The following is a 25267-nucleotide window of genomic DNA, read 5'->3' on the forward strand; positions in this document are numbered from 1 at the left end:
AAAGCCCGCATGCCGAACGGCATGCGGGCTAAACCTTTGGCGACCATGCGTAAGTCGTTGGCCCGACTGTATGCCCATCGAGCAGCCGCTACCGTGACGACTGTCACAAACCCTCACATTCTTTTACTTGCCAAGTCAAGCCATGCCCGGAATGCCATTGCACCATGACAATCCGCAAATGCGGCATTATGTCGCTGTTGTACATGACACCTGGAAATTTTCGGCTTTTTTAGCGATCTTGTCTGCATGGCAATCTTTTAGACTGGATGAGGGCGGATGTGCCGCCTACCAATCATGTCTGGAGGAAGTGCCATGGCAAACAGCATGGGGGTGCAAGGGCTTCGGCACAAATGGGCCCGATTAGCGGGCGAAGCTAAACAGATCACGAAGGCGAATCAACGCCTCGCGGAAAAGGTGGCCGGCTTGAACGAGCATATAGCGGTGGGTCCTGATGACACCGCGATGCGGGCAGGTTTGAACGAGGTTATCCCCCGGCGTAGCTCCGCGAACGTCTCGCGATCGAGGTCATCGGACTGCATGAACGCGGCTACCCCGCAGCCTCCAACGCTTCGCTGATGTCGATGGAAATGCCAACGTGCCCCGCATATTCACCCTCGGAGGTGAACCACGGCAGCGCATTGGTTTCCAGCCAGCGCCATTCCCCATCCTTTCTTTTGACACGCACCCGATGCTGCAAGCGTCCGTGCTCACGGATCGCCTTGTCGATCGCAGCCACATAGGATGGCAAATCTTGTGGGTGAACCACCTTATGCCACGCGGCGCCCATGAGATCTTTCAGCGGCACGCCCAGTAATTCGCGGAACCGCGGGTTCAGATAAATCGCATTTCCCGTGGCATCCAACTGCCATATCAGGCCGGGGGAGGCCTCGGCCAGCGCGCGGAACCGGGTTTCGCTCTCGCGCAAGGCTTCCACGGCGCGTCTGCGCTCGGTAATGTCCTGTACGATGATCGCCATTCTCTCCCCATTCATCGGGAAAAAGCGGATCAGATACCAGCGGTTGAAAGGCACATAGTAGTTTTCAACCTCGACCAGCACCCGCTCGCTCACCGCGCGCTGGAAGCCCAGTCCCGATTCATCCTCGCTCGCATCACGAAAAGCTTCGGTGAGATATTGTTTGCCGATCAGACTGTCGGCGTTGATTCCCTGCTCGGCAAGCATCTTTCTTGCGGCCGCGCTGAAATAGACGAACCGGGACTCGGCATCCAGGGTCATCAGTCCATCGATGGTGCTGTTCAATACCATCATGACAAACTCTTGTTGTTCGCGCAGTGCGGTCTCTGCGAACAAGCGCTCGATAATGCTGACCGCCTGGCGCGAATAAAGATCAAGCATGCGCAATTCACGGTCCGGAGGATAGTGCGGCTCGCGGAAATGAGTGGAAAGGACTCCCAGCAATATTCCATTGCGGCCAAACAGGGGCGTGGATTGCCAAGCCCGGATGCCGGCCGAGTCGAGAAGCGACCTGTCTGCCGCAAAACGGTAATCAAGATAGCCATCCTGAACGATGGTGCGCTTGCAGTGTTTGGCAGCCTCACCGCTTGCGGTGCTGTCGTCGCATTTCACGAAGTGGAAATGCGCCAAGAATTCCGCGCTGAGTCCTTGTTGCGTGACGATTTCCAGAGTTTGGGTCTGTGGCCTGTAAAGCTGTATCGTTCCCATAGTCGTGCCAAGCAAGGAAATCGCTGCATTCAACACTTCCTTGAGCGCGAGTTCAAAGTCCGGGATGTCTAGCAGGCGGGTGCCGAGAAGCTGCAGTTGGCTCATCGCCTGCAACTCAGTGCTCAGCCGCGCTTCGGCTCCCTGCAGGGCTTCCTGTGCGCGCTTGCGGTCGGTAATGTCGTTCGCGTACAGCAGAATCCCGCCATCCTCCATTGGCGATGCGCTCATCTCGGTCCATGCCTGAGAATGCACATCATAGTACTCGAAGCGTACCGCTATGCGACTCGACATCGCGCGGCGGCATTCCAACTCGACCAGGGTTCCTCGCACGGTGCGAAAGACCTCCCAATAGTTTCTGTTGACCAGATAAGATCGTGGCAGGCGAACCCGTTTTTCAGCCGCGGTGTTGAGGTAGGTGATACGCCATTCGGAATCGACCGCCATGAGTCCCCCGCCCAAATCTTCGAGGATGGTCAAGGGCACCACGCGCAGTCGCTCATCGCTGCATTGCATTTCGCGCCGCGATCTCGTCAGGGCAATCATCCCTCTTGCCTTGCTTAACAGTTCGCGTCCGTTGAAAGGCTTGGCAAGCCAGTCGTCGGCCCCGGCGAGCATGCCTTCCTCATCGGCGTTAACGTTCGGCCCGAAGAACAGCAGGACGAACGCGATTGTCGAGGTAGAGGATTGAGCGCGCAGACCGCGAAGCAAATCGAAACCGTCCGACTCCGGCCTGGCCAGTCCGCTTAGCACCATCTCCGGCCGGTGTTCCAAGGCTGCCTGCAATGCCACGGGCCCGTTGGGTGCTGAGATGACTTGGTATTCTTTGCCGAACAACTGTTCCAGGTAGGTCCGCATGCCAGCATCGGATTCCGCTACCAGTATCCTGGCCTTCGGCTTGCCCTTGGTAGCGGGATGCAAAGCCCTAACCGTAATCGGCCCGATTGATGGATTTGGAAATTCATAGGATTGTGCCGGCAACGCAGACAAGGCAGTCTGGTCCCACTCGGCAAATGCGCTGGCGCGGTTGCCGGGCAACCGTCGGAACGGGTGCTGGTTCAAGCGCTCCATGCAGGGATGCAGCGCGGCCTCGACTTCGGCTGCCGTGGCGAACCGCAGGTGACGCAAGTCCCGCAAGATCCAGCGTTCAAGGAATTTGACCTGCAATACGGCCTGCGCCTTCTGTCTGGCATCCTGGGGCATTGATGGCAACACCGAGGTACCGTAATGGCGGGCGAAGCCGAGCACCATCTCACCATCGCGCGTGTCATCGATGGGTAGCGTTTGATTCGAGCCATCGGGAATAATGAGCCGGGGCACGCCGCCATAGAAATGCAAGGCCCGGACGGCGCAACAAATCCATTCATGCGCCGTGTCTGCGGAGGCGACGCAGGCGAAGGCCAGCCTGGAAGCGCCCATGGTGGCCAGAAAAATATACGCGCAGCCTCCTTCGGTCAAGGGAACGGCCGATACGGCGAAACCGCAGAACATTCTTTCGCCACCCCGAAACACCTGACGCAACGAGCGGCCAATGCGCAAGACGAAGGAATGATAGTGCTCGCAGAACTGGGTATAACGGTAGGTTTTCTGTTCAGCATAATCGGCCTTGTATCGCTCCCATTCGCTTAGGAGTGTGTTGCCGCTGCGGCATAAACGAAGATGGAGACGGCCATAGTCAGGCCGCACATAGGGGAAGACTTGTTGCCGGCCCACATGCAGGCATCGCTTGAGGTCGGCTTCGCTCATCAGTCGCACTGCCGGCCAATCGAGCGCGACGCCCTTCGCTAATCCGACATATTTCCCAACCACGCCTTTTGAGAGGCCCAAGGTTTGCGCGATTTGCTCGTGCGAAAGCCGCATGTCCATTTTTAAGCGCAGGATGTCTTTTATCTTTTCGGCAGAAATTGCGGGGCTGCGCATGGTCGCCTTCCAGCAGAGAAAAAGCCTTTATGAATACATAGGAGGTGGCAGATCAGGTAACTCGAGTTTAGTCTCGCCATAGATGGAATGTATGTTCAATTCATTTCCTTCGATTCTTCGCGAGGCGAAGATACCCATTCTCGAATGCACATTCCCGGCCTAGAGCGAAGCGAACACAAAAGAGCGAAAACAATGGTCATGACATGTCGAAATGGCTTTCGAAATTCGCCCTGCTCCGGCATGCCATCGATTCCAGTACGAAAAGCGCAATTTGGCATCTGGGCAATCCGGCCAATTGAAGGTTTCGCTGCTTCCAAAAGCGAGATGGATAAGCGAAGCGGTATGCAACATTCTTTGGAAGAACGCAAAGAGTAAAGAGTTCCTCTGTCGGTACACTAAAGGTGTCCATTACAAGAAGTGGTTGTGTCTCAATCTCAGGAAAGACGGATTTACCAACTCTCACGTCGAAGACACTCTACCCCATTTCAACCTTCAAGCGTGGAGGCAAGAAAAGCCGCAATCACATAGGCACAATTCATGGATTCGTGCATGCGAAAAGAACTGCTGGCAGGCCAACATCAGTGCCAGGACCACGGCTGCAACCGTGCCCGGTGCGGTCATCATTTCCCAAAACTTATTCCTATCATCCCTCCAGAAAGAAATGATGAAATGAAAGAACGCCCTATCCTTTTTTCCGCTCCCATGGTCCGAGCCTTGCTTGATGACCGCAAAACGCAGACGCGGCGCATCCTGAAACCACAGCCGCAAGCGGGGACGGAAGATGTCCTTGAGTACAAGGAAAATTTCTTTCACCCATGGAGCGACACCGAAAGCCGTCTCTTGCCTGATCAGAACTGGAGATGCCCCTACGGCGTCCCGGGCGACCGGCTTTGGGTGAAGGAAAGTATCGTACGCGGCTATGGCAATGACATGCAGATGTCGCGTTACTCGGCCGATGGCATGCCGACCATAGCTGACGCCTGGCCGTGGCAGCGAAATCATCTGGCATCAATCCACTGCCCGCGTCGCCTGTCACGCATCCTGCTGGAAGTGAGTGGCGTGTGGGTGGAACGATTGCAAGACATCAGCGAGCCTGACGCGGCTGCCGAGGGTGTCGACGGCATCAGCAGCCTGGTGCCGACCAGCCGGGACGCCTACCGGCAACTGTGGAAAGACCTTAACGGAGCCGGCAGCTGGGACTCGAATCCATGGGTCTGGGTGGTGAGCTTCAAGAGAGTCGACAAATGAGCCGTACGGATACCGTGGAACGGCTTGGCCACGGCGCTGCACACTTGAATCAGGCCGGCAATCCCGCTGCCATTTCATCGTTGGGATTTTGAGACCGTTGCGCAACCTCTCAAGCACACGCCCCGCGCCGCTTGATAGCGTATTGTCCGCACACCGAGGTTCCGAGGGCAAACCGCTTCCCTTCAGCTTCAGGCTGCCTTCTAGTTCATGATGCGGCTTCCAAGAAGTCCCTCGCGATCCGTACGCAACCAGTAAGCAAGCAGCCCTTCTTCGGCCAAGACCAACTGCGAGCGGCAAACGCATTTTCACTTAAGCTTCAGAAGCCGATGTTATTCGCACTCTTTCATTGAGCGCGTTCCAATCACATGGCAGCAGACATTATTGTCGGTACTCTTGCATGGGGCTGCGGCACACGCGTAGCAATGGTCCACGAAGCTCGGAAATAACTCGAAATATTTGAAGGCAGAATCATGGAGACAACAGTGATCCGGAACAGGCTGCCATCCGCACCAGACCAAGGCACTGTTTGGGCCACGACGCCGCGGCTCCCGTTTGCCGGCTGCATCGTCACCATGTTGCGTCGCTCGACACTCTTCTAAACCTCGATGCTGTACGCAGTGGTTTCATCTTCGGATTCACCACTGGTGATTTCTTGTGTCCGATCCGCGAGAAAGCGCCTATCAATATTCGGAGGCAGGACAGTTACCACATGTTGGCCCATTCCCACCATGTGCCGTGTGCACGCCCAAGTTTTGTCTATGGCAGAAAGTGGCACTCCATACTAATTGATGATGTTCGATGTTATCCGCAGCCGCCCGAACTGAAGACGGCATATGCCGGCGGGCACCGGCACGGGAAAGCGAAACGGACGGTCACACAACACCGAAATCATCAGCCGCCCGACTATGCTTGCGTGCAGATTTCGACACCTCCTGCATCCCATATTTTTTGGCGCGCCAAGGAACGCACAGCCGCCGTATCGAAGCACATCGCATTCAGTTTTTTTATTGAACTTACGTACACAAAGCCATTCTCAGCCGTTCATTAGGTCTGCGATTTCATCTGCATCCATATGTGATGACGAGGCCGCGGATCATCGGACCGTACGATGAAGACAATCGTCATATCTCGTAAAGAAGCAGTCATGGCTGGCCCTGCGGTATCGAGCCTGCCATCGCAGGCTCGGCTACGGAAAGCATCCTGCTGAGGCGAATATCTTCTGGTTAGAAAAATTCTGACCTGGGACACGAAGCCACCCTAGCTCATGATGAAAGATTTCTGACTATGGCCCGCGCAGGCTGCTGCCGCAGCTGAACGGCTTGCTAATGAAACGGTGCAATGGAAAAGGACATCGGCCGACGAATCGAAGGCAGCGCGGCGTTTCCGAAAGGAGCGGCTGTAAGGCTTGTCATGTTGTTGCGAGCGGCTGCCATCACTATTTCTGGTTAGGAGAATCTTATGCTGGCAATGAATTACAGAGGCCCCTACAGGGTACGCGCAGAACAAAAGCCCGATCCGCAAATCGAGCACCCGAACGACGCGATCGTACGAGTCTCGCGCGCATGCATCTGCGGATCGGATCTGCATCTTTATCATGGCCTGGTCCCCGACACCAGGGTCGGCATGATCTTCGGCCACGAGTTCACCGGCATAGTGGAAGAGGTCGGCCCGTCGGTCCAGAACTTGAAAGTGGGCGACCATGTGCTCGTGCCTTTCAATATCTTTTGCGGCTCCTGTTTTTTCTGCCAAAAAGAACTTTACAGCAACTGCCATAACGTAAACCCAGAAGCCACAGCCGTCGGCGGCATCTACGGCTACTCGCACACGACCGGGGGCTATGACGGTGGCCAGGCGGAATACGTGCGTGTGCCGATGGCTGATGTCGGCCCGACGGTGATCCCCAAAGACATTCATCCCGACGATGCCGTTCTGTTGACCGATGCCTGCCCGACCGGCTACCAGGCCGCGGAAATGGGCGACATCGCTCAAGGAGACACCGTGGTCGTTTTCGGCGCCGGACCGGTCGGCATCTTTGCCGCGAAGTCGGCCTGGCTGATGGGCGCGGGACGTGTCATCGTGGTCGACCATGTGGAATACCGGCTGGAGTTCGTCAAGAATTTCGCGCAATGCGAGGTGGTCAACTTCAGGGAGGTCGATGACATGGCCATCCATATCAAGAAGATGACCGACTGGCTAGGCGCCGACGTCTGCATCGATGCGGTAGGCTGCGAAGCCGCCGGCAGCGCGATACAGCGGCTCACGGGCAGATACCTGAAATGGCAAGCCGGTACCAGCACGGCATTGCACTGGGCAATCAATTCCGTGCGCAAGGGCGGCACGGTTTCCATCGTCGGCGTGTATGGGCCTCCATTCAACATCGTGCCGATCGGGAATGCGCTGAACAAAGGCATCACGATGCGCATGAACCAGGCCAGCGTGAAGCGCCACCTGCCGCGCCTGTTCGAGCATATCCGTGCGGGCAACCTGGAACCGAGGAAGATCATCACGCATCGGGTGCCGCTTGAGGAAGTGTCCGACGCTTATCACATCTTCTCCAGCAAGCTGGATAACTGCATCAAGACCATCCTGGTCCCGCCCAGAGCGCGGAGCCTAGCAACGATGCATTGAACGGTCTTATCCACCCATTCCAAGGAGTGAAGCGAAATGGACATACAAACTCGCCCAACCAATCTGCGCGACCACAGCGGGACAAAAGCGCAGCATCGGCATGAACACGACGACAGTAAAAAGTCGGCTGACAATTTTTCCCACATCAAGGGCTGGGGGGCCGATCTCGATCCCAACGACCGGCCGGCATATCCGATGGAGAGGACCCCGCCGCGCCTAGAAGGGCTGCATTGGCACGATGTCGAAGACCAGCCGCTGAGGATAAAGGTATACCACTCGGTCGAACGGCCTGGCATCACGCCGGTGTTCGGAACCAGCACGCCGCCCAGCGGCATCAGCGGAAAAATACGTGACGTCGCATACGGATTCAGCGAGAACGACGTTCGCCACTGGATGCTGCTGTTGCTGGCAGACCGGGTCAACGTCGTGGAAGGCATAGGACAGGACCTCATGGGCGGCCGCGTTCCCAATGTCTTCGCCGAAATGGGCATTAAGGCCGAATGGCACCACAACCGCGCAGGGCTCATCCGCACGGCGGCGGTAGCATCCGCGGTGATCGGCATTGGCTATTTCCTGCTCAAGCGGCGGAACGCGCGCGCATACCGGTTTTGAACCCGCATTGGAGGACGTGATGCCTGAACCGAATGCGCTTGCGGGCCGCCGCATCGCCGTGCTGGCGGTTGACGGTTTCGAGAAGGTTGAACTCGCCGTTCCGGTCGCCGCCCTCAAGATGGAGGGAGCGGATGTCGACATCGTATCGCTGCATGCCGGGAGGATCCGCGGCGTTAATCTGCATGAACCTGCAAGCAAGGTACGCGTTGACAAAATCCTGGGCCAAGCCAGTCCGGCGGAATACGACGGGCTGCTGATACCGGGCGGGTTCATCAACCCGGACCTGTTGCGCCAGTCCGCCAAGGCGCGCGACTTCGTGCGAGCGTTCGACCGGCAGCGCAAGCCAATCGCAACCCTTTGCCATGGGCCCTGGCTGCTGGCCTCCGCGGGACTCACTTCGAGAAGGACCATGACTTCCTGGCCGGGTATACGGGATGACATGGTGAACGCAGGCGCCACCTGGCTGGACCGGGAAGTGGTGAGAGACGGCAATTGGGTAACCAGCCGCGGCCCGCAGGACATGGTGCCGTTCGTCAGCGCAATGACCGAGTTGTTCTCCGGTGCCGCAGACACTCGGAGCGTTCCTCAAGCCGCCCGTTCGGATCCGCAGCGGGAGCAGGCGCCCGCGCTGGTCGTCAATTCCATGCGCTGGCTGCCGCGCCCTTCATTCCGGACCATATTGGGAGTGATGCTGCTCGGCGCGGGACTGGCTGCGACAGGCCGGCGGCCGGACTATCGGATGAACCAGCCCCCGGAACGACATCGGCTGGGCCAGGCCTAGGCCGCAAACAGTCGCAAACGGCCGCAGTGCAGGCCACGGATCAGTCCTGGATAACGCTTGATATCCAGGAGTCGAGGCCCCGCGCAACCGGCGCGGGTTGTGTGGTAACGCTGTCCGGTCCGGCTCACGAATCCCGGCACTCCAGGGATCTGCGTCAGGCTGGCAGGCGCAAGAACTGGAGAAAAATGATGAAAGCAGTGGTTTATAAAGGGCCGCGCGATGTCAGCGTGCAAAATGTGCCAGATCCGAAGATCGAGAAGCCGACTGATGCGATCGTGCAGATCACAAGCACCAATATCTGCGGTTCGGATCTGCATATGTTCGAAGGCAGGACCGACTTCGAAACAGGAAGGATTTTCGGGCACGAAAACCTGGGCAAGGTCATGGAAGTCGGGCCGGCCGTCGAGCGCCTTCAAGTCGGGGACTGGGTCTGCATGCCGTTCAATATCAGCTGCGGCCATTGCCGCAATTGCGAAAAGGGATTGACCGCATACTGCCTCACCGCCAATCCTCAACCGGGCATGGCGGGTGCCGCATACGGCTTCGCCGACATGGGGCCATATCAGGGGGGACAGGCGGAATACCTGCGCGTTCCCTGGGCCGATTTCAACTGCCTGAAGCTGCCTCCCGACGCCGAGGAAAAGCAGAACGACTACGTGATGGTGGCCGATATCTTTCCGACCGGCTGGCATGCCACCGAACTGGCCGGCATGCGGCCGGGCGATGCCGTCGTCATCTACGGCTCGGGTCCGGTCGGGCTGATGGCCGCACATGCAGCGATAATTAAGGGCGCCTGCAATGTGATGGTGGTCGATCGCCACCCCGACCGGCTCCGGCTTGCGGAATCGATAGGCGCGGTCGCCATTGACGATTCGAAGTGCAACCCGGTCGACCGCATCATGGAGCTTACCCATGGCTTGGGCGCAGATGTCGGTTGCGAATGCGTCGGCTACCAATGCCATGATCACGCTGGACACGAAATTCCCAATCTGACCATGAACAATCTCGTCAAGTCGGTCAAGTTCACTGGCGGCATCGGCGTGGTCGGGGTATTCGTGCCGCAGGATCCCGGCGCATCCGATGATCTGGCCAAGAAAGGCGAGATCGTGTTCGACTGGGGCATGTCCTGGTTCAAGGGCCAGCGTATCGCCACCGGGCAGTGCAATGTCAAAGCCTACAACCGCCAGCTGCGCGACCTGATCCATGCCGGCAGGGCGAAGCCCTCTTTCATCGTTTCGCATGAAATCGAACTGAGCAAGGCGGCAGACGCCTACCAGCATTTCGATGCGCGCGACCACGGCTGGACGAAAGTCATCCTGAAACCCGGAAAATGAAAGGATTGCGCCTTGTCTTGAGATAAATGGCGCCGGCAAGCCCAGCTCGAAGACTTGCTGGGCCTGCATTCCATGCCTCAGCTTCCAGACAAATGCTGATCGGCGCCCGCTCCGGATCGACTGCAACGAAAGGCTAGCCGAGCGCTTCCTGCCTGCCACCTCGCAAGAACGCAAAGAGATAGGTCCCGGTGCGGGCTATGGCCATCGTCCTGAAAGGCTCTCTTTTCGGTCACGGACAGCTTCAGGAAGACAGCAACCGCAAGCCGGCAGAGAAACGGGCGCGGCTGCGGCGCGTTTATTTTTCCTCAAGGCCGTTGCTGCCGTACGCTTTCGAAGAGATTCCGGCAACCCGGACTATCGGATGAGCCGGGCCCCGAACATCATCCAATGGCGGCGCATACCCGACTCACGCCGAAGATCAGCGCTTGTTGCTTTCCTGGAGCGAGTAGATGGACGTGTAGCCGGCACTGAAGTCGGGAGGCAGTTCGATCAAGCCCTGCTCGACGCGCGCATATCGTGCCGGCTCACCGCGCACCATCCGATTGCGGTGGCGACTGTCGATGACCGGTGCCGTATAGGCGAAGGCGTCAGCCGCGACATACTGAATGATGTAGGTGGTGCGTATCATGTCGGATAAGTTTGCGCTCGACCCATGCACCGCCAGACCATGATGGGCAACGACATCGCCCGGATCGAGTTCATTGTCCACCACGCGCGCGAAGTCTTCTTCACTCATGCCGGCATTGCAGTTCAATGCGTATTTGCCGTTCACCCAATGGCTGCGCGGCCCCTGCATATGGCTACCGGGAACGGTCTGCAGACAGCCATTGCCGCTGCGCGATGGATTGATTGGTATGCTAAGCGCAACGATGTTCGTGTTCGTATGCGGAAAGACCGGCCAGTCCTGGTGCCAGCCGATCTCGGCGCCGCCGTCCGGCAATTTGAAATTCACCTTGGAGTGATAGAACTTCACCGCGCCGCCAATCAGGTCGGCGGCAATATCGCCCAGCACGGAATCGAATGCCACCTCGATGAACACATCGTCGAGCTCGGTCGGGCTGGAAATGCGGCGAATGCGAGGATTGCCAGGACCATGCGCCGGATCGAGGTCGAAATGCCTGGTTTTGTTCCCCAACGCGCTTCCTTCACTCCACAAACGGTCGATCGTCGCAGTCAGTCGCTGCAGCAGCGTCGGATCAAAGACGTTACGCATCGTCAGAAAGCCGGCAGCCCGATAGTCCTCAATCTGTGCGGCGCTTAGCATCGGTTCATGGGCGCGTGCCCGAGACCAGTCCTCTTTCGTTGCTGGTACTGCGCTCATGTCGTCGCCTCTGCCGCCGCATGCGCAGCCAGAATGTCGTCGGTGCCGGCAATTAGCGGAGTAAAGTTGGTGGAACGCACATAGTCGGGCCGTGGATCAGGAACATCGAGAGGCCTGTTGACAACCGGGTTGTAGACGATATAGGTAGCCCAGCGGTCATGACGCGACAGGTTATGCCCGGAGGCATGCAGGATATTGGGATGGAAAAATACCACCGTGCCTGGCTCGCCAGTGATTGGTACAGGTTCGGGACTATGCTCCATGATGTCGAGCAGCCGCTCTTTCGGCACTACCCAGAATTTATAGGCGGTCGATTCATCGAACTGGGGGTCGAGATTACCCAATTTATGGCTACCCGGAATGAAGTAGAGACAGCCGTTAAATTGCGTAGGCTCGTCGAGCATGATGAGCGCGGTCATGAGCATCGGTTCCGGCACACCGTCCTTTTTCCAGGTGCCATAGTCCTGATGCCACTGCCACACCGATCCGTCAATTGCAGTCTTGAGGTTGCACTTGGTGTGATACACATACAGGGCGTCGTCGCCGAGCAGCTCGCGCGCGGGGCCGAGTAAACGTGGCGCGCGTGCCGCCGCATGGAATACCGCGGATGCCGTCGGCCCGTCGGCTTCATGAACGCGATAGATGGTCTTGGCAATGCCGCCGGTACGTTCCCGCACGAGATGATCGGTATCGATGTTCTGGATACGCCCCAGTTCAGCCTTCATGGCCCGGATTTCATCGGCCGAAAATAGTCCAGGCATGATCAGGAAGCCGTCACGTTCATAGGTTTCCAACTGTGTCTTCGAGAGTTGCATGTCTCCATCCTTTCAAGAGCGATTCCTGTAACGTTTTTGCTTCTGTCGGTACTCCCGTTCAGGCAATCATAGGTTCTACAAGATCATTCGTAAAATATATAATTGGTTGGTTTCTTATACCCTTGAGGTATCACCGTGGACCTGCGCCATCTAAGGTATTTCGTTGCTGTTGCGGAAGAATTGCATTTCACCAAGGCCGCGGCACGGCTGCACATATCACAGCCGCCGCTCAGCCGGCAGATCCTTGAACTGGAGCAGGAACTCGGCGTTACCTTGCTGATCCGGACGCGTCGCCATATCGAACTGTCCAATGCTGGCCGGGTCTTCCTGGAAAAGGCAAGGCAAATCCTGCTCGCCGCCGACTCGGCGATAGTCGAAACGCAGCGCGCTCAACGCGGTGAAATCGGCCGGCTCGCGGTAGGCTTTTTCGAACAGACCGCATACACGCTGCTGCCGCCGATCCTGCGTACCTATCAAGAAAATTTTCCAGGCGTCGAGGTGCAGCTACGCTGGTTCCCAGTCATCGAACAGGTCCAGGCACTGATGCGGGGAGAGATCGATATTGCATTTGTCCGACCGGTAGTCGACCTTGAAGGAGTCTCCAGAGAAATGCTGCTCAAGGAACCCTTTGTACTTGCCGTGCCGAGCACTCATGCCTTCGCCAGGCAAGACGTCGTTTCCATCGACGAGTGCGCCGGGGAGCGCATCATCAACTACACCCAAAGCCTGGCACCCGACTATCACGCCGGGATCAATCTCGCCTGTGCCAAGGCCGGCTTCGTCCCGAAGGCAGATCTGGAAGTGGGACAGGTATATACCGCGCTTGGCCTGGTCAGCGCTGGCGTAGGGGTGGCTTTCGTGCCGTCCTCGGTACAGAGATTGCGCTTCGAAAATCTGGTGTACAAACCGCTGAGAGAAAGACAGTTGCGAAGCGAAGTATTCCTGGCATGGACCCATGTCAACCCGTCTTCGCTGCTCATGGCATTTGTGGAAAGCTCAAAGCGGATCATGAAGGAACAGTTTTCAACGAACGCGGAATGAGTAGCTGCATGCTCAACCTTCGTTACTGGCCATCGTTAAAATGCTGGAGCGCGAGGACAGATGAGAATCCGGGCCAACACATTGGCCCTCACCCGCTTTCTTCCCGACGACTTGCATGCCTTCCATAACTTGTATTCAGGAAATCGGATCGATATCGAAGAACGCAATAGCGGAGACGTTTCCATACATCCACCTGCAATCCGCTCTAGAACACTAGCGGGGTAAGGCTCCAAATCGCTTCGACAAGACCTTCCAAAAATGTCATTTTTCAACCGATAAAGCAAGCCGCCCCAAAGAGAAGCGTCGCTAGTGCGTTGATTTTTTAGGCTTTCGTCAACAGCTACATAATGCCGCGCAAATGAAAAAAGCCCGCACCATGCGGTCGCGGGCCAATCGCCTCTCGGCGAAGTCTAGAGGAGACTAGACATCATGCTATACGGCGTTCCTGTCAGCCCCCTGTCGAAAAGCTGACGCGGCGCTGACAGGATACGTATTCACTTTATTCACTTCCGTCACTTTTTTCACTTGATGCCATTGACCATCTTCGGCAGCCACAGCGTGATTTCCGGAATGTAGGTAATGGCAATCAGGGCAATGAACAGCGGCACCAGCCATGGCAGGATCGCCATCGTCGTGCGTTCCACCGAGAGCTTGGCCACCCGCGCCAGCACGAACAGCACCATGCCGAGCGGCGGATGCAGCAGGCCTATCATCAGGTTGAGCGTCATGATGAGGCCGAAGTGGATCGGATCGATGCCGAGCTTGAGCACGATGGGCAGCAGGATCGGCACCAGGATCGTGATCGCGGCAATGGTATCGATGAAGCACCCCACCAGAAGGATGAGCACATTGGCAAGCAGCAGGAAGACCCACTTGTTCTGCGTCACGCCCAGTATCCAGTCGGCCAGCACCTGCGCCGCCTGGCTGGTGGTGAGCAGCCAAGCGAAGATCGATGCCGCGGTCACGATGAACAGCACGCTGGCCGTGGTTTCGATGGTGTCGAAGGTGGCCTTGGCGAGCGCCTTGAGCGTCATCGAACGGTAGCGCACCAGCCCGAGAAACAGCGCCCAGGCCACCGCCGCCATCGCCGCTTCGGTCGGCGTGAACCAGCCCAGCGTCATGCCGCCGATCAGGATCACCGGCGCCATCAGGGCCATCACCGCGGAAAAGTCGAAATACCAGTCGAGCGCCAGCAGCGCGGCCAGCGAAATTCCGACCGCCATGTTGACCGACATGCCCGCTTTCCACAGCAGCCAGACCGCCATCGGGAAAGCCAGCACCACCAGGATTTCGGTGCCGGCGCTGCCGAGGCTCTTCCATGAAAACGCGGTATCGCCGCCCCAGTTGTTCTTGCGGGCGATATATGCCACCGTGAACATCATCATCAGCGTCATGAAGATGCCGGGCAGCAGGCCGGCCAGGAACAGCGCGCCGATGGAGACATTGGCCATCATGCCGTAGATCACGAAGGGCAAGGATGGCGGAATGATGGGACCGAGCGTGGCCGATGCGGCGGTGACGCCGACCGAGAATTCCGGCGAATAGCCATGGTCCTTCATCGCCTTGATCTCGATGGTGCCGAGGCCGGCGGCGTCGGCAATCGCCGTGCCCGACATGCCGGAGAAGATGACGGAGCCGATGATGTTGACCTGGCCCAGGCCGCCGCGCATCCAGCCCACCAGCGCCACCGCGAAGTTGTAGATGCGGCCGGTGATGCCAGCGATGTTCATCAGGTTGCCGGCGAGGATGAAGAACGGCACCGCCAGCAGCGGAAAACTTTCCACGCCGGCGATCATGCGCTGCGCCACCACCACGTCCGGCACCGAGCCGGTGGCGATGATGTACAGCATCGAGGCGATCACCATGGCCAGCGCCACCGGCATGCCGATCAGCATGAGTACCAGGAACGATCCGATAAGAATACCCATGTCAGTCCTCCGTGCCGTCGTAGGCTTCCGGCTTTTCCAGGATGGAATAGCCCTGCCGCCAGTTCTTCCATGCGATCTGCGCCGCCCGGATGGTCATGATCGCGAAGCCCGCCAGCGCCAACCAGTAGACGGCGTTCTTGGGCCAGTTGATCAGCGTGGTCATCGGCTCGTCGCCGACGATTTCGGTGTACTTCCAGACCAGCAGCGTGACATAAGCAATGAAGCCGACGCGCAGCAGGTCGACGCAGGTGGCCAGCACCCGCGACATGGCTGCAGGCATGAACCGGTAAAGGATGTCGACCTGGATGTGCCGGTCCTTGCGCGTGCACATCGAGGCGCCGATGAACACCACGCCGATCAGGCAGTAGGTCGCCAGTTCCTCGGTCCAGGCATAGGAATCGTTGAGTGCATAACGGGAAAAGAATTGCAGGAAGACCAGCGCCACCATGACCCAGAAAATGCCGAGGGTGATCCAGTCTTCCGTCGAATAGCCGGACAGGCTGACATCGACCTGATCGGCTTCCTCGAAACTGTGGGCGAGTTCTTCCGCGCTGATGGCGGGATGCTTGACAGCTTGTTCCATGAAACACCTTGTCGGATGTGGATGGATATCGATACTGCCTGGCGCTCAACGCACCAGGCGGCGCCGCGGACCGGGATCGCCGGTGTCCGCGGCGCGGGATATCCGGTTACTTGATGGCCTGGATGCGTTCCCAGTCGGATTTGCGATAGCCGAAGTCCTCGAACTTGACGGTCTTGAGCACCGTGTCGCGGAATTCATCGCGGTTGACTTCGGTGACCGACAGGCCTTTCTGCTTGAACACGTCGACCAGTTCCTTTTCACGCGCGACCACGTCGGCGCTGGCCTTCTGCGCCGCTTCCTGCGTCACTTCGCTGAAGATCTTCCTCTCGCCTTCCGAAAGCTGCTTCCACAGCTTGCCCGACACCACGGTATTGAGGTGGTCGACGATATGCGCGGTCAGGACGATGTTCTTCTGCACTTCATAGAACTTCTTCGCTTCGATCGTGGTAAGCGGATTTTCCTGGGCTTCGACGGTGCCGTTCTGCAGCGCCAGGTATACCTCGGCAAAGGCGATCGGCGAAGTGTTGGCGCCGCAGGCGCGCGGCATGGCGAGATAGGCCGGCACGTCGGGCACGCGGATCTTGAGGCCCTTCATGTCGGCGCACTTGGCGATCGGCTTGTTGGACGTGGTCTGGCGCGCGCCGTAGTAGGTGGTGGCGACGATGCGGTTGCCGGTCTTGTCCTCATAGCCCTTGGTGAGGTCGCGGTAGACGTCGCTCTTGGTGTACTTGATCAGATGGTCGGCGTCGCGGAACACATAGGGATAGTAGGTCACGCCGATGGGCGGATACGACTTGCTGGCGAAGCTGGAACCGGAAATGATCATGTCGACGGTGCCCAGCGCAAGGCCCTGGTTGATGTCGTTTTCCTTGCCGAGCTGCGACGCCGGATAGACATCGATCTGGTACTTGCCGTTGGTGCGCTTGCCGATTTCGCCGGCGGCCCATACCGACCATTTGTGAAAGGGTTCGGATGTCTCGTACACATGCGCCCACTTCAGCTTGGTCTGGGCACTGGCGCTGAATGCGAGTGCGGACGCGGCAACGACGAACAGGGTTTTCTTCCAGAATTTCATGATGGTCTCCTTGATTGGATGATGTGGTTCTTGTTATTGGAATTGGAATTGGTCAGGCCGGTATGCCGGTATGCGGGCCCGCGGCGCGCACGTGTTTCCGCATCTATGACATCGCCGCCTCCCCGATCAGCTGCACCTTGGTGCTCCTGCTCTTGTCGGCCGCCAGCCGGAACGCATCCACCGCATCCTTCAGCGGCAGTTGCGCGGTCAGCAGCTGCCGCACATCGATGCGGCGCGATACCAGGTAATCGACGGCCCAGTCGAACTCGATGCCGAAGCGGAAGGCGCCCGCATAGTCGAGTTCGCGCGCCATGATGGCATTGGCCGGGAAATGCAGGCCTTCGGCAGGCAGCGTTCCGACCTGCACGATGCGCCCGCCGCGCCGGCAGGCATCAATGCAGGTAGCAAGCGCCGCCGCGTTGCCGGCCGCCTCGACGCAGACTTCGGCGACGCCGGCCGGATCGCTGATCGCGGCGGCGTCCAGGTCGCTGCGCACCACGGCATCCGCGCCGGCCGCAGTGGCGGCCCGCAGCGGATGATCGGCGACATCGCAGGCAATGATGCGTGCCGCACCCGCGAGCCGGGCCGCGATGACGATCAGGCAGCCGATGGTGCCGGCGCCAGTGACCAGCACGGTCTTGCCGAGCAGCGGGCCGCAGCGGTTGACCGCGTGCAGCGCCACCGCGAGCGGTTCGGCGAAGGCCAGTTCGCCGAACGATATGTCGGCTTCGACCGCGGTCAGCTGGCGCGCATTCAGCACGAAGCTCTCGCGAAACATGCCCTGCACATGCGGATAGATACTGGCGCTGCCGAGAAAGCGCATCTGGGTGCACAGGTTTTCCCTGCCCTTGCGGCAGTAATCGCAGCTCCCGCAGGCCTGGGATGGATTGATCGCCACCTTCATGCCCGGCGCCAGCGAGGCGACGGCGCTGCCGGTGCGCAGCACCAGGCCGGAGGCTTCATGTCCGGGCGTCAGCGGTTCGCGGATCTGAAAGGCGCCGGCACGGCCGTGGAAGTAATAATGCAGATCGGAACCGCAGATGCCGGCCGCGCCAAGCTGCACTTCAACCTGATGCGGTGCCAGCGCGATGTCTTCCTGCTGCTCGAAACGCAAGTCGTTGGCTGCGTGAATCTTGCATGCTAATGTCATGGCCCTGTCCCCCGCCGCTTGGCGTTATCTGGTTGGCGTTGTTCTTGCCGACGTTGTTGTTGCCGACGTTGTTCTTGTCTTGTTAATCGAGGCGCTTGGTCAGGCGCCGGTGCGAGCGGTCCATGTGCTTCTGCATGGCTGCCCGCGCCGCCGCCGCGTCTCTTTCTGCAACCGCGTCGGCCACCTTCCTGTGTTCTTCAATGGCAGCCCTCCAGCTCTCCGCATTTTCCAGGTGCTGTCCCAGCTTGGCCGAAATGGGATTGTTGCGCTGGTCGAACAGCAGGGCCACCACACTGATCAGCGCGCCGTTGCCGGCGATCTCCGCCAGGCGCAGGTGAAACAGCCGGTCACCCTTCATCGGCACGCCGCCGGCATCGGCTTCCCGTCGCATCATGTCGAGCGCTTCATCCAGCAGCGCCAGCTGCCGCGGCTTGACCGCGCGCGCGGCAAGCGCCGCGATCTCGCCTTCAATTACCGCCCGCGCGCGGATCAGCTCCAGCGGTCCGTGCATGTCGGTCAGCAAGTCCGATGGCATCGAGCGGTCGGCGCGGCGCTCGCAGACATAGATGCCGGCGCCCTTGCGCACTTCGACGCAGCCTTCCACTTCCAGCGCGATCAGCGCTTCCCGCACCGAGGGCCGCGACACGCCGAGCTGCAGCGCCAGATCGCGTTCCGGAGGCAGCCTGCTGCCCGGCCTGAACTCCTCGCAGCGGATCAGCTCGCGCAACTGGTCGGCGATCTGGCGATACAGGCGCTGCGGTTCGATGAGTTGTATCGGCATGAGATCGTTTCCGTTCATGGGGAGTGGCGCCGCGTTGCCTTTTTCTCCGACTTTCTGGTAAATTGGCCTTACCAATAGACCGGATAATTTCATTTCCGATTGCGCTTGTCAAGCAGATAAAACATCGCACCTCGCACCGGTCAAGCAGGCAATGCATTACGGGCATCCGCGTGCTCTGGCGGCACGGGGGCGCAGTGGTGCGCATGGTGCCCGTTGGAGCGCGATGATGCGAGGAAAGCCAATACAACCCGGAGCAGACACATGAACGACACCAAGCATTTTTCAACAGGCATCAAGATCTCGGCGGCCGACCTGCATGCGCTCGTTTGCGCCATCTGGCGCAGCGCCGGCAGCGAGGAACGGGAAGCGGTCCTCGTTGCCGATCATCTGGTGCAAGCCAATCTTTCCGGACACGATTCCCATGGCGTCGGCATGATTCCGCGCTATCTGCGTTCGCTGGCGGATGGCGAACTGACGCTGAACCGGCATGCGAAACTCGTGCGCGACGCCGGCGCGGTCCTCACTGTCGAAGGCGGTCTGGCCTTCGGACAGGTGGCAGCAAGGGAGGCGATGGACATGGGCATCGAACGCGCGAAGAGACTGGGTATTTGCGCGGTCGGCCTGCGCAACGCGCATCACATCGGACGCATCGGGCACTGGGCGGAGCAATGCGCGGAAGCGGGACTGGTGTCCTTTCATTTCGTCAATGTCGCCGGCGACCCGCTGGTGGCGCCTTTCGGCGGCATCGACGCGCGCTTTGGCACCAACCCGTTCTGCGCCGCCTATCCGCGGCGCGGCAAGCCGCCGCTGGTACTGGATTTCGCGACGAGCCGGGTTGCCTTCGGCAAGACCAGGGTCGCTTACAACAAGGGCGTGCAGCTGCCCGAGGGTTGCGTGATCGATCACCAGGGCCGACCCACCACCGATCCGCGCGTGATGCATGAAACGCCGCGCGGATCGCTGCTGACCCTGGGCGAGTTCAAGGGTTACGGACTGGCGGCGATGTGCGAAGTGTTCGCCGGCGCGCTCAGCGGCGGCTTCACCACGCATGCGGAAACCATCGTGCACTCGAATGCGATCATCAACTGCATGCTGTCGGTGATTCTTGACCCGGCGGCGTTCGATGCGCCGGATGCGGATGCCGAAGCCGAGGCTTTCCTCGCCTGGGTGAAGGCCTCGCCGCTGCAGCAGGACGCCGGAGAAATCCAGGTGCCGGGCGAGCCGGAACTGGCGCGCCGGCGGGAACGCGGCGACAACGGGATTCCGATCGACGGCACCACCTGGGAGCAGCTCTTGGATGCGGCTCGGCAGTTTGCGGTGGCGGTGCCTGCGGTGCGGAGTGATCAAAGCTGATCAGGCTGGCAGGCCTGGGAGTGGATGGCGGGGATGGCGGGGATTGCCAGGACGGCAGGAGGTCTTGCTGCCGCCTTCATCCCCATCCCTTTTCCCGCCCGCGGGAGAAGGGAGCAGGCAAGCATCGACGGAATCCTGATATGGAGAGTGAAACCCCTCTCCCGCAGGCGGGAGAGGGGCAGGGGGTGAGGGGAATCGCCAAGACAGCAGAAGGCCGTGCTGCCGCCCTCATCCCCAACCCTTCTTCCGCCTGCGGGAGAAGGGAGCAAGTCAGCTTCGGCGAAATGCCGCAGCGCCTGCGTCAACCCCTGCCTGCGAATTAAAAGATGCTGTCTGCATCCACCGGCCACCCAGGCAAATCACTCAGTTGCCGGCAGACAGAGCCAGACGGCAACCCCTGCAAACGCGGAATGCCGACAAGTTGAACCCGCCCGACTCGAATCAGCCAAGTTTCTTCACACGTTTCACCGGCACCGCCGGTTTGCGGGCGGCGGCGCGAACCGCCTTGACGGCCGGTTTGGGCTTCGGTGTCGGCGTCAGCGTCGCCGTCATGCGCTTGTAGGCGATGTCCATGTGGCGCCGCATCGCGGCCCGCGCCTTCACCGGGTCCTTGGCGCGCAGTGCGGCCAGCACCTCGCGGTGCTCCTCGATCGCCTGGCGCCAGGTATCCTCGGTTTCGAAATGGCTGTGCAACTGGTCGTACAGCGGCCCGAGGCGCAGGTCATTGAGCCGGCGCACGGTGCCGACGAGCACGCTGTTGCCGGTCGCCTCGGCCACGCGGATATGAAACAGCCGGTCCGTCTCCAGCGGCTTGACGCCGGCGTCGGCATCGGCTTCCATCGCGTCGATGGCTTCCTCGACCGCATCGAACTGCGCCTTGCGACCGGTTTTCGCCGCGAGCGCCGCCACTTCGCCTTCCAGCACGGCGCGCGCCTGGATCAGTTCGAGCGGGCCTTCCTCGGCATCGAGATCGTGGCCGGGCTGGTTCGATGGCGGTTCGCAGACATAGATGCCCGAACCCATCCTCACCTCGATATACCCTTCCACCTCCAGCGCGATCAGCGCTTCGCGCAGCGAAGGCCGGCTGACGCCCAGCTTTTCGGCAAGGTCGCGCTCCGCGGGCAGGCGTGAGCCGACAGGGAATTCCCCCCGCTGGATGAGGGTGCGCAGCTGCTCGCTGATCTGTCGGTAGAGACGCTTCGGCTCGATGGCTTGGATTGGCATGACGGTGTTCTGGTACGGAAATGACGAGACGGGTTTCAATTATGCAGCAGGCCGCCTGCGCAGGCTGTATGACCTTTAGACCAATCCCTCAAATAGTTGCCCGGAGCGGTCAATGCGGCGGCGGAAATTCCAGCCCGTAGCGCCGGGCGCATTCGGAAAGCGCCGGCGGTATCGCGGGATGCAATGCGATGCCCTGCCCGAGCTGCTCTTCGCGCACCGCGAGCGCGCGGTCGCCCGGCATGCGCACCGCGGTGGCGCCGGGCCGGGGCGGGTTGCTGCGGCAGGCGTCGGCCACCCAGTCCATCTGGCGCAGGAAGGCGTCGCTTCCGCCGAAGGCTTGCGGATCATACAGCGACAGGAACACGTTCGCGCCCCAGCCTTCGGCCGGATCGGCGCGGCCATGCCCGGCCAGTCCGCCGGTAAGGGCTTCGATCAGCAGGGCGAGCCCGAATCCCTTGTGTCCGCCGGCAAGGCCGCCGAGCGGCAGGATGGTGCCCGGCGGACTGGCCGCCAGCACCGCCGGATCGCGGCTGGGCCGGCCTTCGCCATCCAGCAGGCAATCCTCTTCATACATCATGCCGGCCTTGTGCAGGCGGGCCGTCATGCCGTTGGTCTTGATCGATGCGGAAATGTCGATCAGGAAAGGCGTGCCCGAGGTCGGGATGCCGGCGGCGATCGGATTGGGGGTGAAGACCGCCCGCTTGCCGCCGTGCGGCGCCACGCTGGCGACCGCCGGATCGGAGCAGGACAGCACGATCATGAATCCCGCGCCGGTGGCGCGCAGCAGATAGCTGGCAAGGCAGGCGATATGATGGCTGCGCCGGATGACAAGGGTGGCGCTGCCGTATTCGCGGGCGCGCGGCATCAGGGCATTGATGCCATTCATCACCAGCCACGGTCCCGGAAGCCGGCCGCCGTCCCAGGTGAGCGCGCCGCCGCGGTCGGCGATCACGGTCGCCTCGCCGGATCGCGCCATGCTTCCCTGCTCGAGTTCGCGCACATACGGCGCGAGCAGCGCCAGTCCGTGCGTGTCATGCCCGAGCAAATCGCCCTCCACCAGTACATGCGCCACCGTTTCGGCGATCACCGAATCCATGCCGGCCGCCTGCAGCAGGCGGATGGCGAAAATGCTCAGGTCCTCCGCACCGTAGCGGTCCGCGGACGCCGCGCCGGCCGCCATCAGTAGGTCCCCCTGCCGCCCGACACATCGAACACTGCCGCCGTGGAGAACGAACATTCGGCGGAAGACAGCCAGGTCACCAGCGCGGCGACTTCTTCCACCGTGCCGAAGCGGTTCATCGGGATCTTGGACAGCATGTAATCGATGTGCTGCTGCGTCATCTGCGCGAACATGCCGGTGCGCACCGCCGCCGGCGTGACACAGTTGACGCGGATGCCGGTCTGCGCCAGTTCCTTGCCGAGCGACTTGGTCAGGGAGATCACGCCGGCCTTGGAAGCGCTGTAGGCGGAGGCATTGGGATTGCCTTCCTTGCCCGCAATCGAGGCGATGTTGACGATGCGCCCGTAATCCCTTTCCCGCATATGCGGCACCAGCGCGCGGCAGCAGAGGAAGGGGCCGCGCAGATTGATGTTCATGACGCGGTCCCATTCCTCCGGCGGATAATCCGCCACGCTCATGTTGGGCCCGGTGATCCCCGCGCTGGTGACCAGCACGTCGACGGCGCCGAAGCGATCCAGGGTGGCGTCGCGCGCTTTCGCAACCGACTCTTCGCTGGCAACGTCGACCGCCACCGCCTGCACCCGCTCCCGGTCGAACTGGCCGGAAGCTTCCTCAAGGCTTGCCTCGTCCCTGTCCCACAGGCTGATGGTGGCGCCGCCCTCGGCCAGGCGCCGGGCAATGGCCAGCCCGATGCCGGCCGCGCCGCCGGTGATCACCGCATGCCGTCCCGAAAAGTCATAGTGATTGCGATCCTGCATCTTCGTCTCCTTGTTATTGGCTTTTGGTTGAAGTTTGTTATCATCGCTATTGGTCAGACCAATTGTCCAATTGTATTGAGCCTGCGCCGGCATGTCCACAGGCCCGTGCGCATTTCGATGGAGATTGAGGCGCATCAATGTCGCTGCGGCAAGGACGCGGGTTCCGAAGCAGCGGGTTGCCAGGATATTGGTATTACCACTTTACCTATCGCGCAAACTCAAATAGACTTTGCGCAGCGGTTGCAAGCACGACAGCACAAACTTGAACGGGAGACACCGTGACACATGAAACCCTGATACCGGTAGAGGCGATCGGCAAGCGCAGCAGCGCTGCCCGCGTCCTGCGCCTGAACGCCAACGACGATGTGCTGATTGCGATGCAGGAACTGCGCGCCGGCACGGAAGTGCCGGAAGAAAAGCTGACGATGGCCGATACCGTGCCGGCCGGTCACAAGATCGCGGCGCGCGATATCGCCAGCGGCGAACCGGTGCGGCGCTACAACCAGATCATCGGATTCGCCACCCGCGCCATTCCGCGCGGCGGACACATCCACCTGCATAACCTGTCGATGCAGGACTTCGAGCGCGATTACGCCTTCTGCGCCGACCGCAAGCCGGAACGCAAGGCGGAACTGCCGCTGACTTTCGACGGCATCGTGCGCGCCGACGGCAGCGTGGCCACGCGCAACTACATCGGCGTCATCAGCAGCGTCAACTGCTCGGCGACGGTGTGCCGGCAGATTGCCGACGCCTTCCGCGGCGATGCGCTGGCGGCCTATCCCAATGTCGACGGCGTGGTGGCGATCACCCACAAGTCGGGCTGCGGCATGGCTTCCAACGGCGAAGCGATCGACCTGCTGCGCCGCGTGACCGCCGGCTACATCCGGCATCCCAATTTCGCGGCGGTACTGTTCATCGGCCTCGGCTGCGAATCCAACCAGGTCACCTCGCTGCTCGGCGCGGAGAACCTGTCCGAGTCGGACCGCCTGCGCACCATGACGATACAGGAGTCGGGCGGCACGCGCGCCACCATCGAACGCGGCATCGCCCTGGTGAAGGAACTGCTGCCGGCGGCGAACCAGGCAAGACGCGAGCCGGTGCCGCTGAGCCATCTGACCGTCGGCCTGCAGTGCGGCGGTTCGGACGGTTACTCCGGGATCACCGCCAATCCGGCGCTCGGCGCGGCGATGGATCTGCTGGTGCAGCATGGCGGCACCGCGATCCTCAGCGAGACGCCCGAAGTCTATGGCGCCGAACACCTGCTGACCCGCCGCGCGGTATCGCGCGAAGTGGGCGAAAAGCTGGTCAGGCGCATCAAGTGGTGGGAAGACTACACCTCGCGCCTCGGCGGCGAGATGAACAACAATCCCTCGCCCGGCAACAAGGCGGGAGGCCTGACCACCATCCTGGAAAAATCGCTGGGCGCGGTGGCCAAGGCCGGCACCAGCAACCTGGCCGATGTCTTCGAATATGCACAGCCTGTCACCACCAGGGGACTGGTATTCATGGATACGCCCGGCTATGACCCGGTCTCCGCCACCGGACAGGTGGCGGGCGGCGCGAACATGATCTGCTTCACCACCGGGCGCGGCTCGGTGTACGGCTGCAAGCCCTCGCCGTCGCTGAAGCTGGCCACCAACTCGCCGATGTATCACCGGATGCGCGAAGACATGGATATCAACTGCGGCGACATTCTCGACGGCGGCCTGACCGTGCAGGAATCCGGCGAGCAGATCTTCCGCCTCCTCATCGAGACCGCTTCCGGACGGCGCAGCAAGAGCGAGGAGCATGGCTTCGGCGAGGATGAATTCGCGCCGTGGATAATCGGCCCGACGATGTGACCGGTCCGGCAGGCCA

General features: G+C 60.4%; 21 protein-coding genes. 10 read left to right on the forward strand and 11 right to left on the reverse strand.

All coding sequences use genetic code 11. From position 1 onward, the window contains the following. Positions 1 to 547: 547 nt before the first annotated feature. Positions 548 to 3598 (reverse strand): PAS domain S-box protein, encoded by a 3051-nt coding sequence (locus tag FH061_RS19240; RefSeq protein ID WP_151637451.1) that lies wholly within the window; start codon positions 3596 to 3598, stop codon positions 548 to 550. Positions 3599 to 4267: 669 nt separating this feature from the next. Here FH061_RS19240 and FH061_RS19245 point away from each other — a divergent pair. From FH061_RS19245 to FH061_RS30560, 6 genes are all read left to right on the forward strand, one after another. Beyond that, positions 4268 to 4846 carry a hypothetical protein gene (locus FH061_RS19245; RefSeq protein ID WP_151637511.1) on the forward strand — a complete coding sequence of 193 codons (579 nt, stop codon included), beginning with the start codon at positions 4268 to 4270 and terminating at the stop codon, positions 4844 to 4846. A 1458-nt stretch (positions 4847 to 6304) separates the two neighbouring features. Next, complete coding sequence (locus FH061_RS19250; protein ID WP_151637452.1) at positions 6305 to 7474, forward strand: zinc-dependent alcohol dehydrogenase; 1170 nt, start codon at positions 6305 to 6307, stop codon at positions 7472 to 7474. 36 nt (positions 7475 to 7510) lie between these two features. Next, positions 7511 to 8086 (forward strand): hypothetical protein, encoded by a 576-nt coding sequence (locus tag FH061_RS19255; protein WP_225984732.1) that lies wholly within the window; start codon positions 7511 to 7513, stop codon positions 8084 to 8086. A gap of 19 nt (positions 8087 to 8105) precedes the next feature. Beyond that, entirely contained in the window at positions 8106 to 8867 is a 762-nt protein-coding gene (locus tag FH061_RS19260; protein WP_151637453.1) for a type 1 glutamine amidotransferase domain-containing protein, read from the forward strand. A 188-nt stretch (positions 8868 to 9055) separates the two neighbouring features. Then, entirely contained in the window at positions 9056 to 10201 is a 1146-nt protein-coding gene (locus FH061_RS19265; protein WP_151637513.1) for a glutathione-independent formaldehyde dehydrogenase, read from the forward strand. Between the two features lie 197 nt (positions 10202 to 10398). Further along, entirely contained in the window at positions 10399 to 10566 is a 168-nt protein-coding gene (locus FH061_RS30560; RefSeq protein WP_192805141.1) for a hypothetical protein, read from the forward strand. Positions 10567 to 10619: 53 nt separating this feature from the next. Here FH061_RS30560 and FH061_RS19270 read toward each other — a convergent pair whose 3' ends face one another. Together FH061_RS19270 and FH061_RS19275 are read right to left on the reverse strand one after the other, a co-directional pair. Then, complete coding sequence (locus FH061_RS19270) at positions 10620 to 11522, reverse strand: phytanoyl-CoA dioxygenase family protein (protein ID WP_151637454.1); 903 nt, start codon at positions 11520 to 11522, stop codon at positions 10620 to 10622. Further along, a complete protein-coding gene (locus FH061_RS19275; RefSeq protein ID WP_151637455.1) occupies positions 11519 to 12337 on the reverse strand; it encodes a phytanoyl-CoA dioxygenase family protein in 819 nt (272 codons plus the stop codon). Before FH061_RS19275 ends, FH061_RS19270 begins: the two co-directional genes overlap by 4 nt. 135 nt (positions 12338 to 12472) lie before the next feature. Here FH061_RS19275 and FH061_RS19280 point away from each other — a divergent pair, with 135 nt between their 5' ends. Then, complete coding sequence (locus FH061_RS19280) at positions 12473 to 13378, forward strand: LysR family transcriptional regulator (protein ID WP_151637456.1); 906 nt, start codon at positions 12473 to 12475, stop codon at positions 13376 to 13378. Between the two features lie 521 nt (positions 13379 to 13899). Here FH061_RS19280 and FH061_RS19290 read toward each other — a convergent pair. The 5 genes from FH061_RS19290 to FH061_RS19310 all read right to left on the reverse strand — a co-directional run bounded on the left by FH061_RS19290 (position 13900) and on the right by FH061_RS19310 (position 18895). Beyond that, a complete protein-coding gene (locus FH061_RS19290; RefSeq protein ID WP_151637457.1) occupies positions 13900 to 15306 on the reverse strand; it encodes a TRAP transporter large permease in 1407 nt (468 codons plus the stop codon). A gap of 1 nt (position 15307) precedes the next feature. Next, the gene (locus tag FH061_RS19295) at positions 15308 to 15889 is read right to left on the reverse strand and encodes a TRAP transporter small permease (RefSeq protein WP_151637458.1); all 582 of its coding nucleotides are present in this window, start codon (positions 15887 to 15889) and stop codon (positions 15308 to 15310) included. A 106-nt stretch (positions 15890 to 15995) separates the two neighbouring features. Continuing rightward, positions 15996 to 16964 carry a sialic acid TRAP transporter substrate-binding protein SiaP gene (locus FH061_RS19300; RefSeq protein ID WP_151637459.1) on the reverse strand — a complete coding sequence of 323 codons (969 nt, stop codon included), beginning with the start codon at positions 16962 to 16964 and terminating at the stop codon, positions 15996 to 15998. 103 nt (positions 16965 to 17067) lie between these two features. Then, entirely contained in the window at positions 17068 to 18114 is a 1047-nt protein-coding gene (locus tag FH061_RS19305) for an L-idonate 5-dehydrogenase (RefSeq protein ID WP_151637460.1), read from the reverse strand. Positions 18115 to 18196: 82 nt separating this feature from the next. Next, positions 18197 to 18895 (reverse strand): FadR/GntR family transcriptional regulator, encoded by a 699-nt coding sequence (locus FH061_RS19310; RefSeq protein WP_151637461.1) that lies wholly within the window; start codon positions 18893 to 18895, stop codon positions 18197 to 18199. 261 nt (positions 18896 to 19156) lie between these two features. Between FH061_RS19310 and FH061_RS19315 the strand changes: the two genes are divergently transcribed. Further along, positions 19157 to 20248 (forward strand): malate/lactate/ureidoglycolate dehydrogenase, encoded by a 1092-nt coding sequence (locus tag FH061_RS19315; RefSeq protein ID WP_151637462.1) that lies wholly within the window; start codon positions 19157 to 19159, stop codon positions 20246 to 20248. A gap of 441 nt (positions 20249 to 20689) precedes the next feature. Here the strand turns inward: FH061_RS19315 and FH061_RS19320 are convergent, their stop codons facing one another. The 3 genes from FH061_RS19320 to FH061_RS19330 form a co-directional block, all read right to left on the reverse strand. Then, a complete protein-coding gene (locus FH061_RS19320) occupies positions 20690 to 21472 on the reverse strand; it encodes a FadR/GntR family transcriptional regulator (protein WP_151637463.1) in 783 nt (260 codons plus the stop codon). A 109-nt stretch (positions 21473 to 21581) separates the two neighbouring features. Continuing rightward, positions 21582 to 22652, reverse strand: coding sequence for an Ldh family oxidoreductase (locus tag FH061_RS19325; protein ID WP_151637464.1), 1071 nt, complete (start codon positions 22650 to 22652; stop codon positions 21582 to 21584). Further along, a complete protein-coding gene (locus FH061_RS19330; protein WP_151637465.1) occupies positions 22652 to 23410 on the reverse strand; it encodes an SDR family NAD(P)-dependent oxidoreductase in 759 nt (252 codons plus the stop codon). The genes FH061_RS19325 and FH061_RS19330 overlap by 1 nt, the downstream gene beginning before the upstream one ends. Between FH061_RS19330 and FH061_RS19335 the strand changes: the two genes are divergently transcribed. Beyond that, positions 23393 to 23692 (forward strand): hypothetical protein, encoded by a 300-nt coding sequence (locus FH061_RS19335; RefSeq protein WP_151637466.1) that lies wholly within the window; start codon positions 23393 to 23395, stop codon positions 23690 to 23692. The genes FH061_RS19330 and FH061_RS19335 overlap by 18 nt on opposite strands. After that, positions 23689 to 25251: a UxaA family hydrolase gene (locus FH061_RS19340; protein WP_225984733.1), complete on the forward strand. Its 1563-nt coding sequence runs from the start codon at positions 23689 to 23691 to the stop codon at positions 25249 to 25251. Before FH061_RS19335 ends, FH061_RS19340 begins: the two co-directional genes overlap by 4 nt. Positions 25252 to 25267 lie beyond the last annotated feature (16 nt).

The sequence above is a fragment of the Noviherbaspirillum aerium genome, assembly GCF_008929045.1.
Classification (GTDB): Bacteria; Pseudomonadota; Gammaproteobacteria; order Burkholderiales; family Burkholderiaceae_D; genus Noviherbaspirillum; species Noviherbaspirillum aerium.

Coding starts and splice junctions, on each gene's coding strand:
- FH061_RS19240 (WP_151637451.1), bottom strand. CDS start 3,598: ATGCGCAGCCCCGCAATTTCTGCCGAAAAGATAAAAGACATCCTGCGC.
- FH061_RS19245 (WP_151637511.1), top strand. CDS start 4,268: ATGAAAGAACGCCCTATCCTTTTTTCCGCTCCCATGGTCCGAGCCTTG.
- FH061_RS19250 (WP_151637452.1), top strand. CDS start 6,305: ATGCTGGCAATGAATTACAGAGGCCCCTACAGGGTACGCGCAGAACAA.
- FH061_RS19255 (WP_225984732.1), top strand. CDS start 7,511: ATGGACATACAAACTCGCCCAACCAATCTGCGCGACCACAGCGGGACA.
- FH061_RS19260 (WP_151637453.1), top strand. CDS start 8,106: ATGCCTGAACCGAATGCGCTTGCGGGCCGCCGCATCGCCGTGCTGGCG.
- FH061_RS19265 (WP_151637513.1), top strand. CDS start 9,056: ATGAAAGCAGTGGTTTATAAAGGGCCGCGCGATGTCAGCGTGCAAAAT.
- FH061_RS30560 (WP_192805141.1), top strand. CDS start 10,399: ATGGCCATCGTCCTGAAAGGCTCTCTTTTCGGTCACGGACAGCTTCAG.
- FH061_RS19270 (WP_151637454.1), bottom strand. CDS start 11,522: ATGAGCGCAGTACCAGCAACGAAAGAGGACTGGTCTCGGGCACGCGCC.
- FH061_RS19275 (WP_151637455.1), bottom strand. CDS start 12,337: ATGCAACTCTCGAAGACACAGTTGGAAACCTATGAACGTGACGGCTTC.
- FH061_RS19290 (WP_151637457.1), bottom strand. CDS start 15,306: ATGGGTATTCTTATCGGATCGTTCCTGGTACTCATGCTGATCGGCATG.
- FH061_RS19295 (WP_151637458.1), bottom strand. CDS start 15,889: ATGGAACAAGCTGTCAAGCATCCCGCCATCAGCGCGGAAGAACTCGCC.
- FH061_RS19300 (WP_151637459.1), bottom strand. CDS start 16,964: ATGAAATTCTGGAAGAAAACCCTGTTCGTCGTTGCCGCGTCCGCACTC.
- FH061_RS19305 (WP_151637460.1), bottom strand. CDS start 18,114: ATGACATTAGCATGCAAGATTCACGCAGCCAACGACTTGCGTTTCGAG.
- FH061_RS19310 (WP_151637461.1), bottom strand. CDS start 18,895: ATGCCGATACAACTCATCGAACCGCAGCGCCTGTATCGCCAGATCGCC.
- FH061_RS19315 (WP_151637462.1), top strand. CDS start 19,157: ATGAACGACACCAAGCATTTTTCAACAGGCATCAAGATCTCGGCGGCC.
- FH061_RS19320 (WP_151637463.1), bottom strand. CDS start 21,472: ATGCCAATCCAAGCCATCGAGCCGAAGCGTCTCTACCGACAGATCAGC.
- FH061_RS19325 (WP_151637464.1), bottom strand. CDS start 22,652: ATGGCGGCCGGCGCGGCGTCCGCGGACCGCTACGGTGCGGAGGACCTG.
- FH061_RS19330 (WP_151637465.1), bottom strand. CDS start 23,410: ATGCAGGATCGCAATCACTATGACTTTTCGGGACGGCATGCGGTGATC.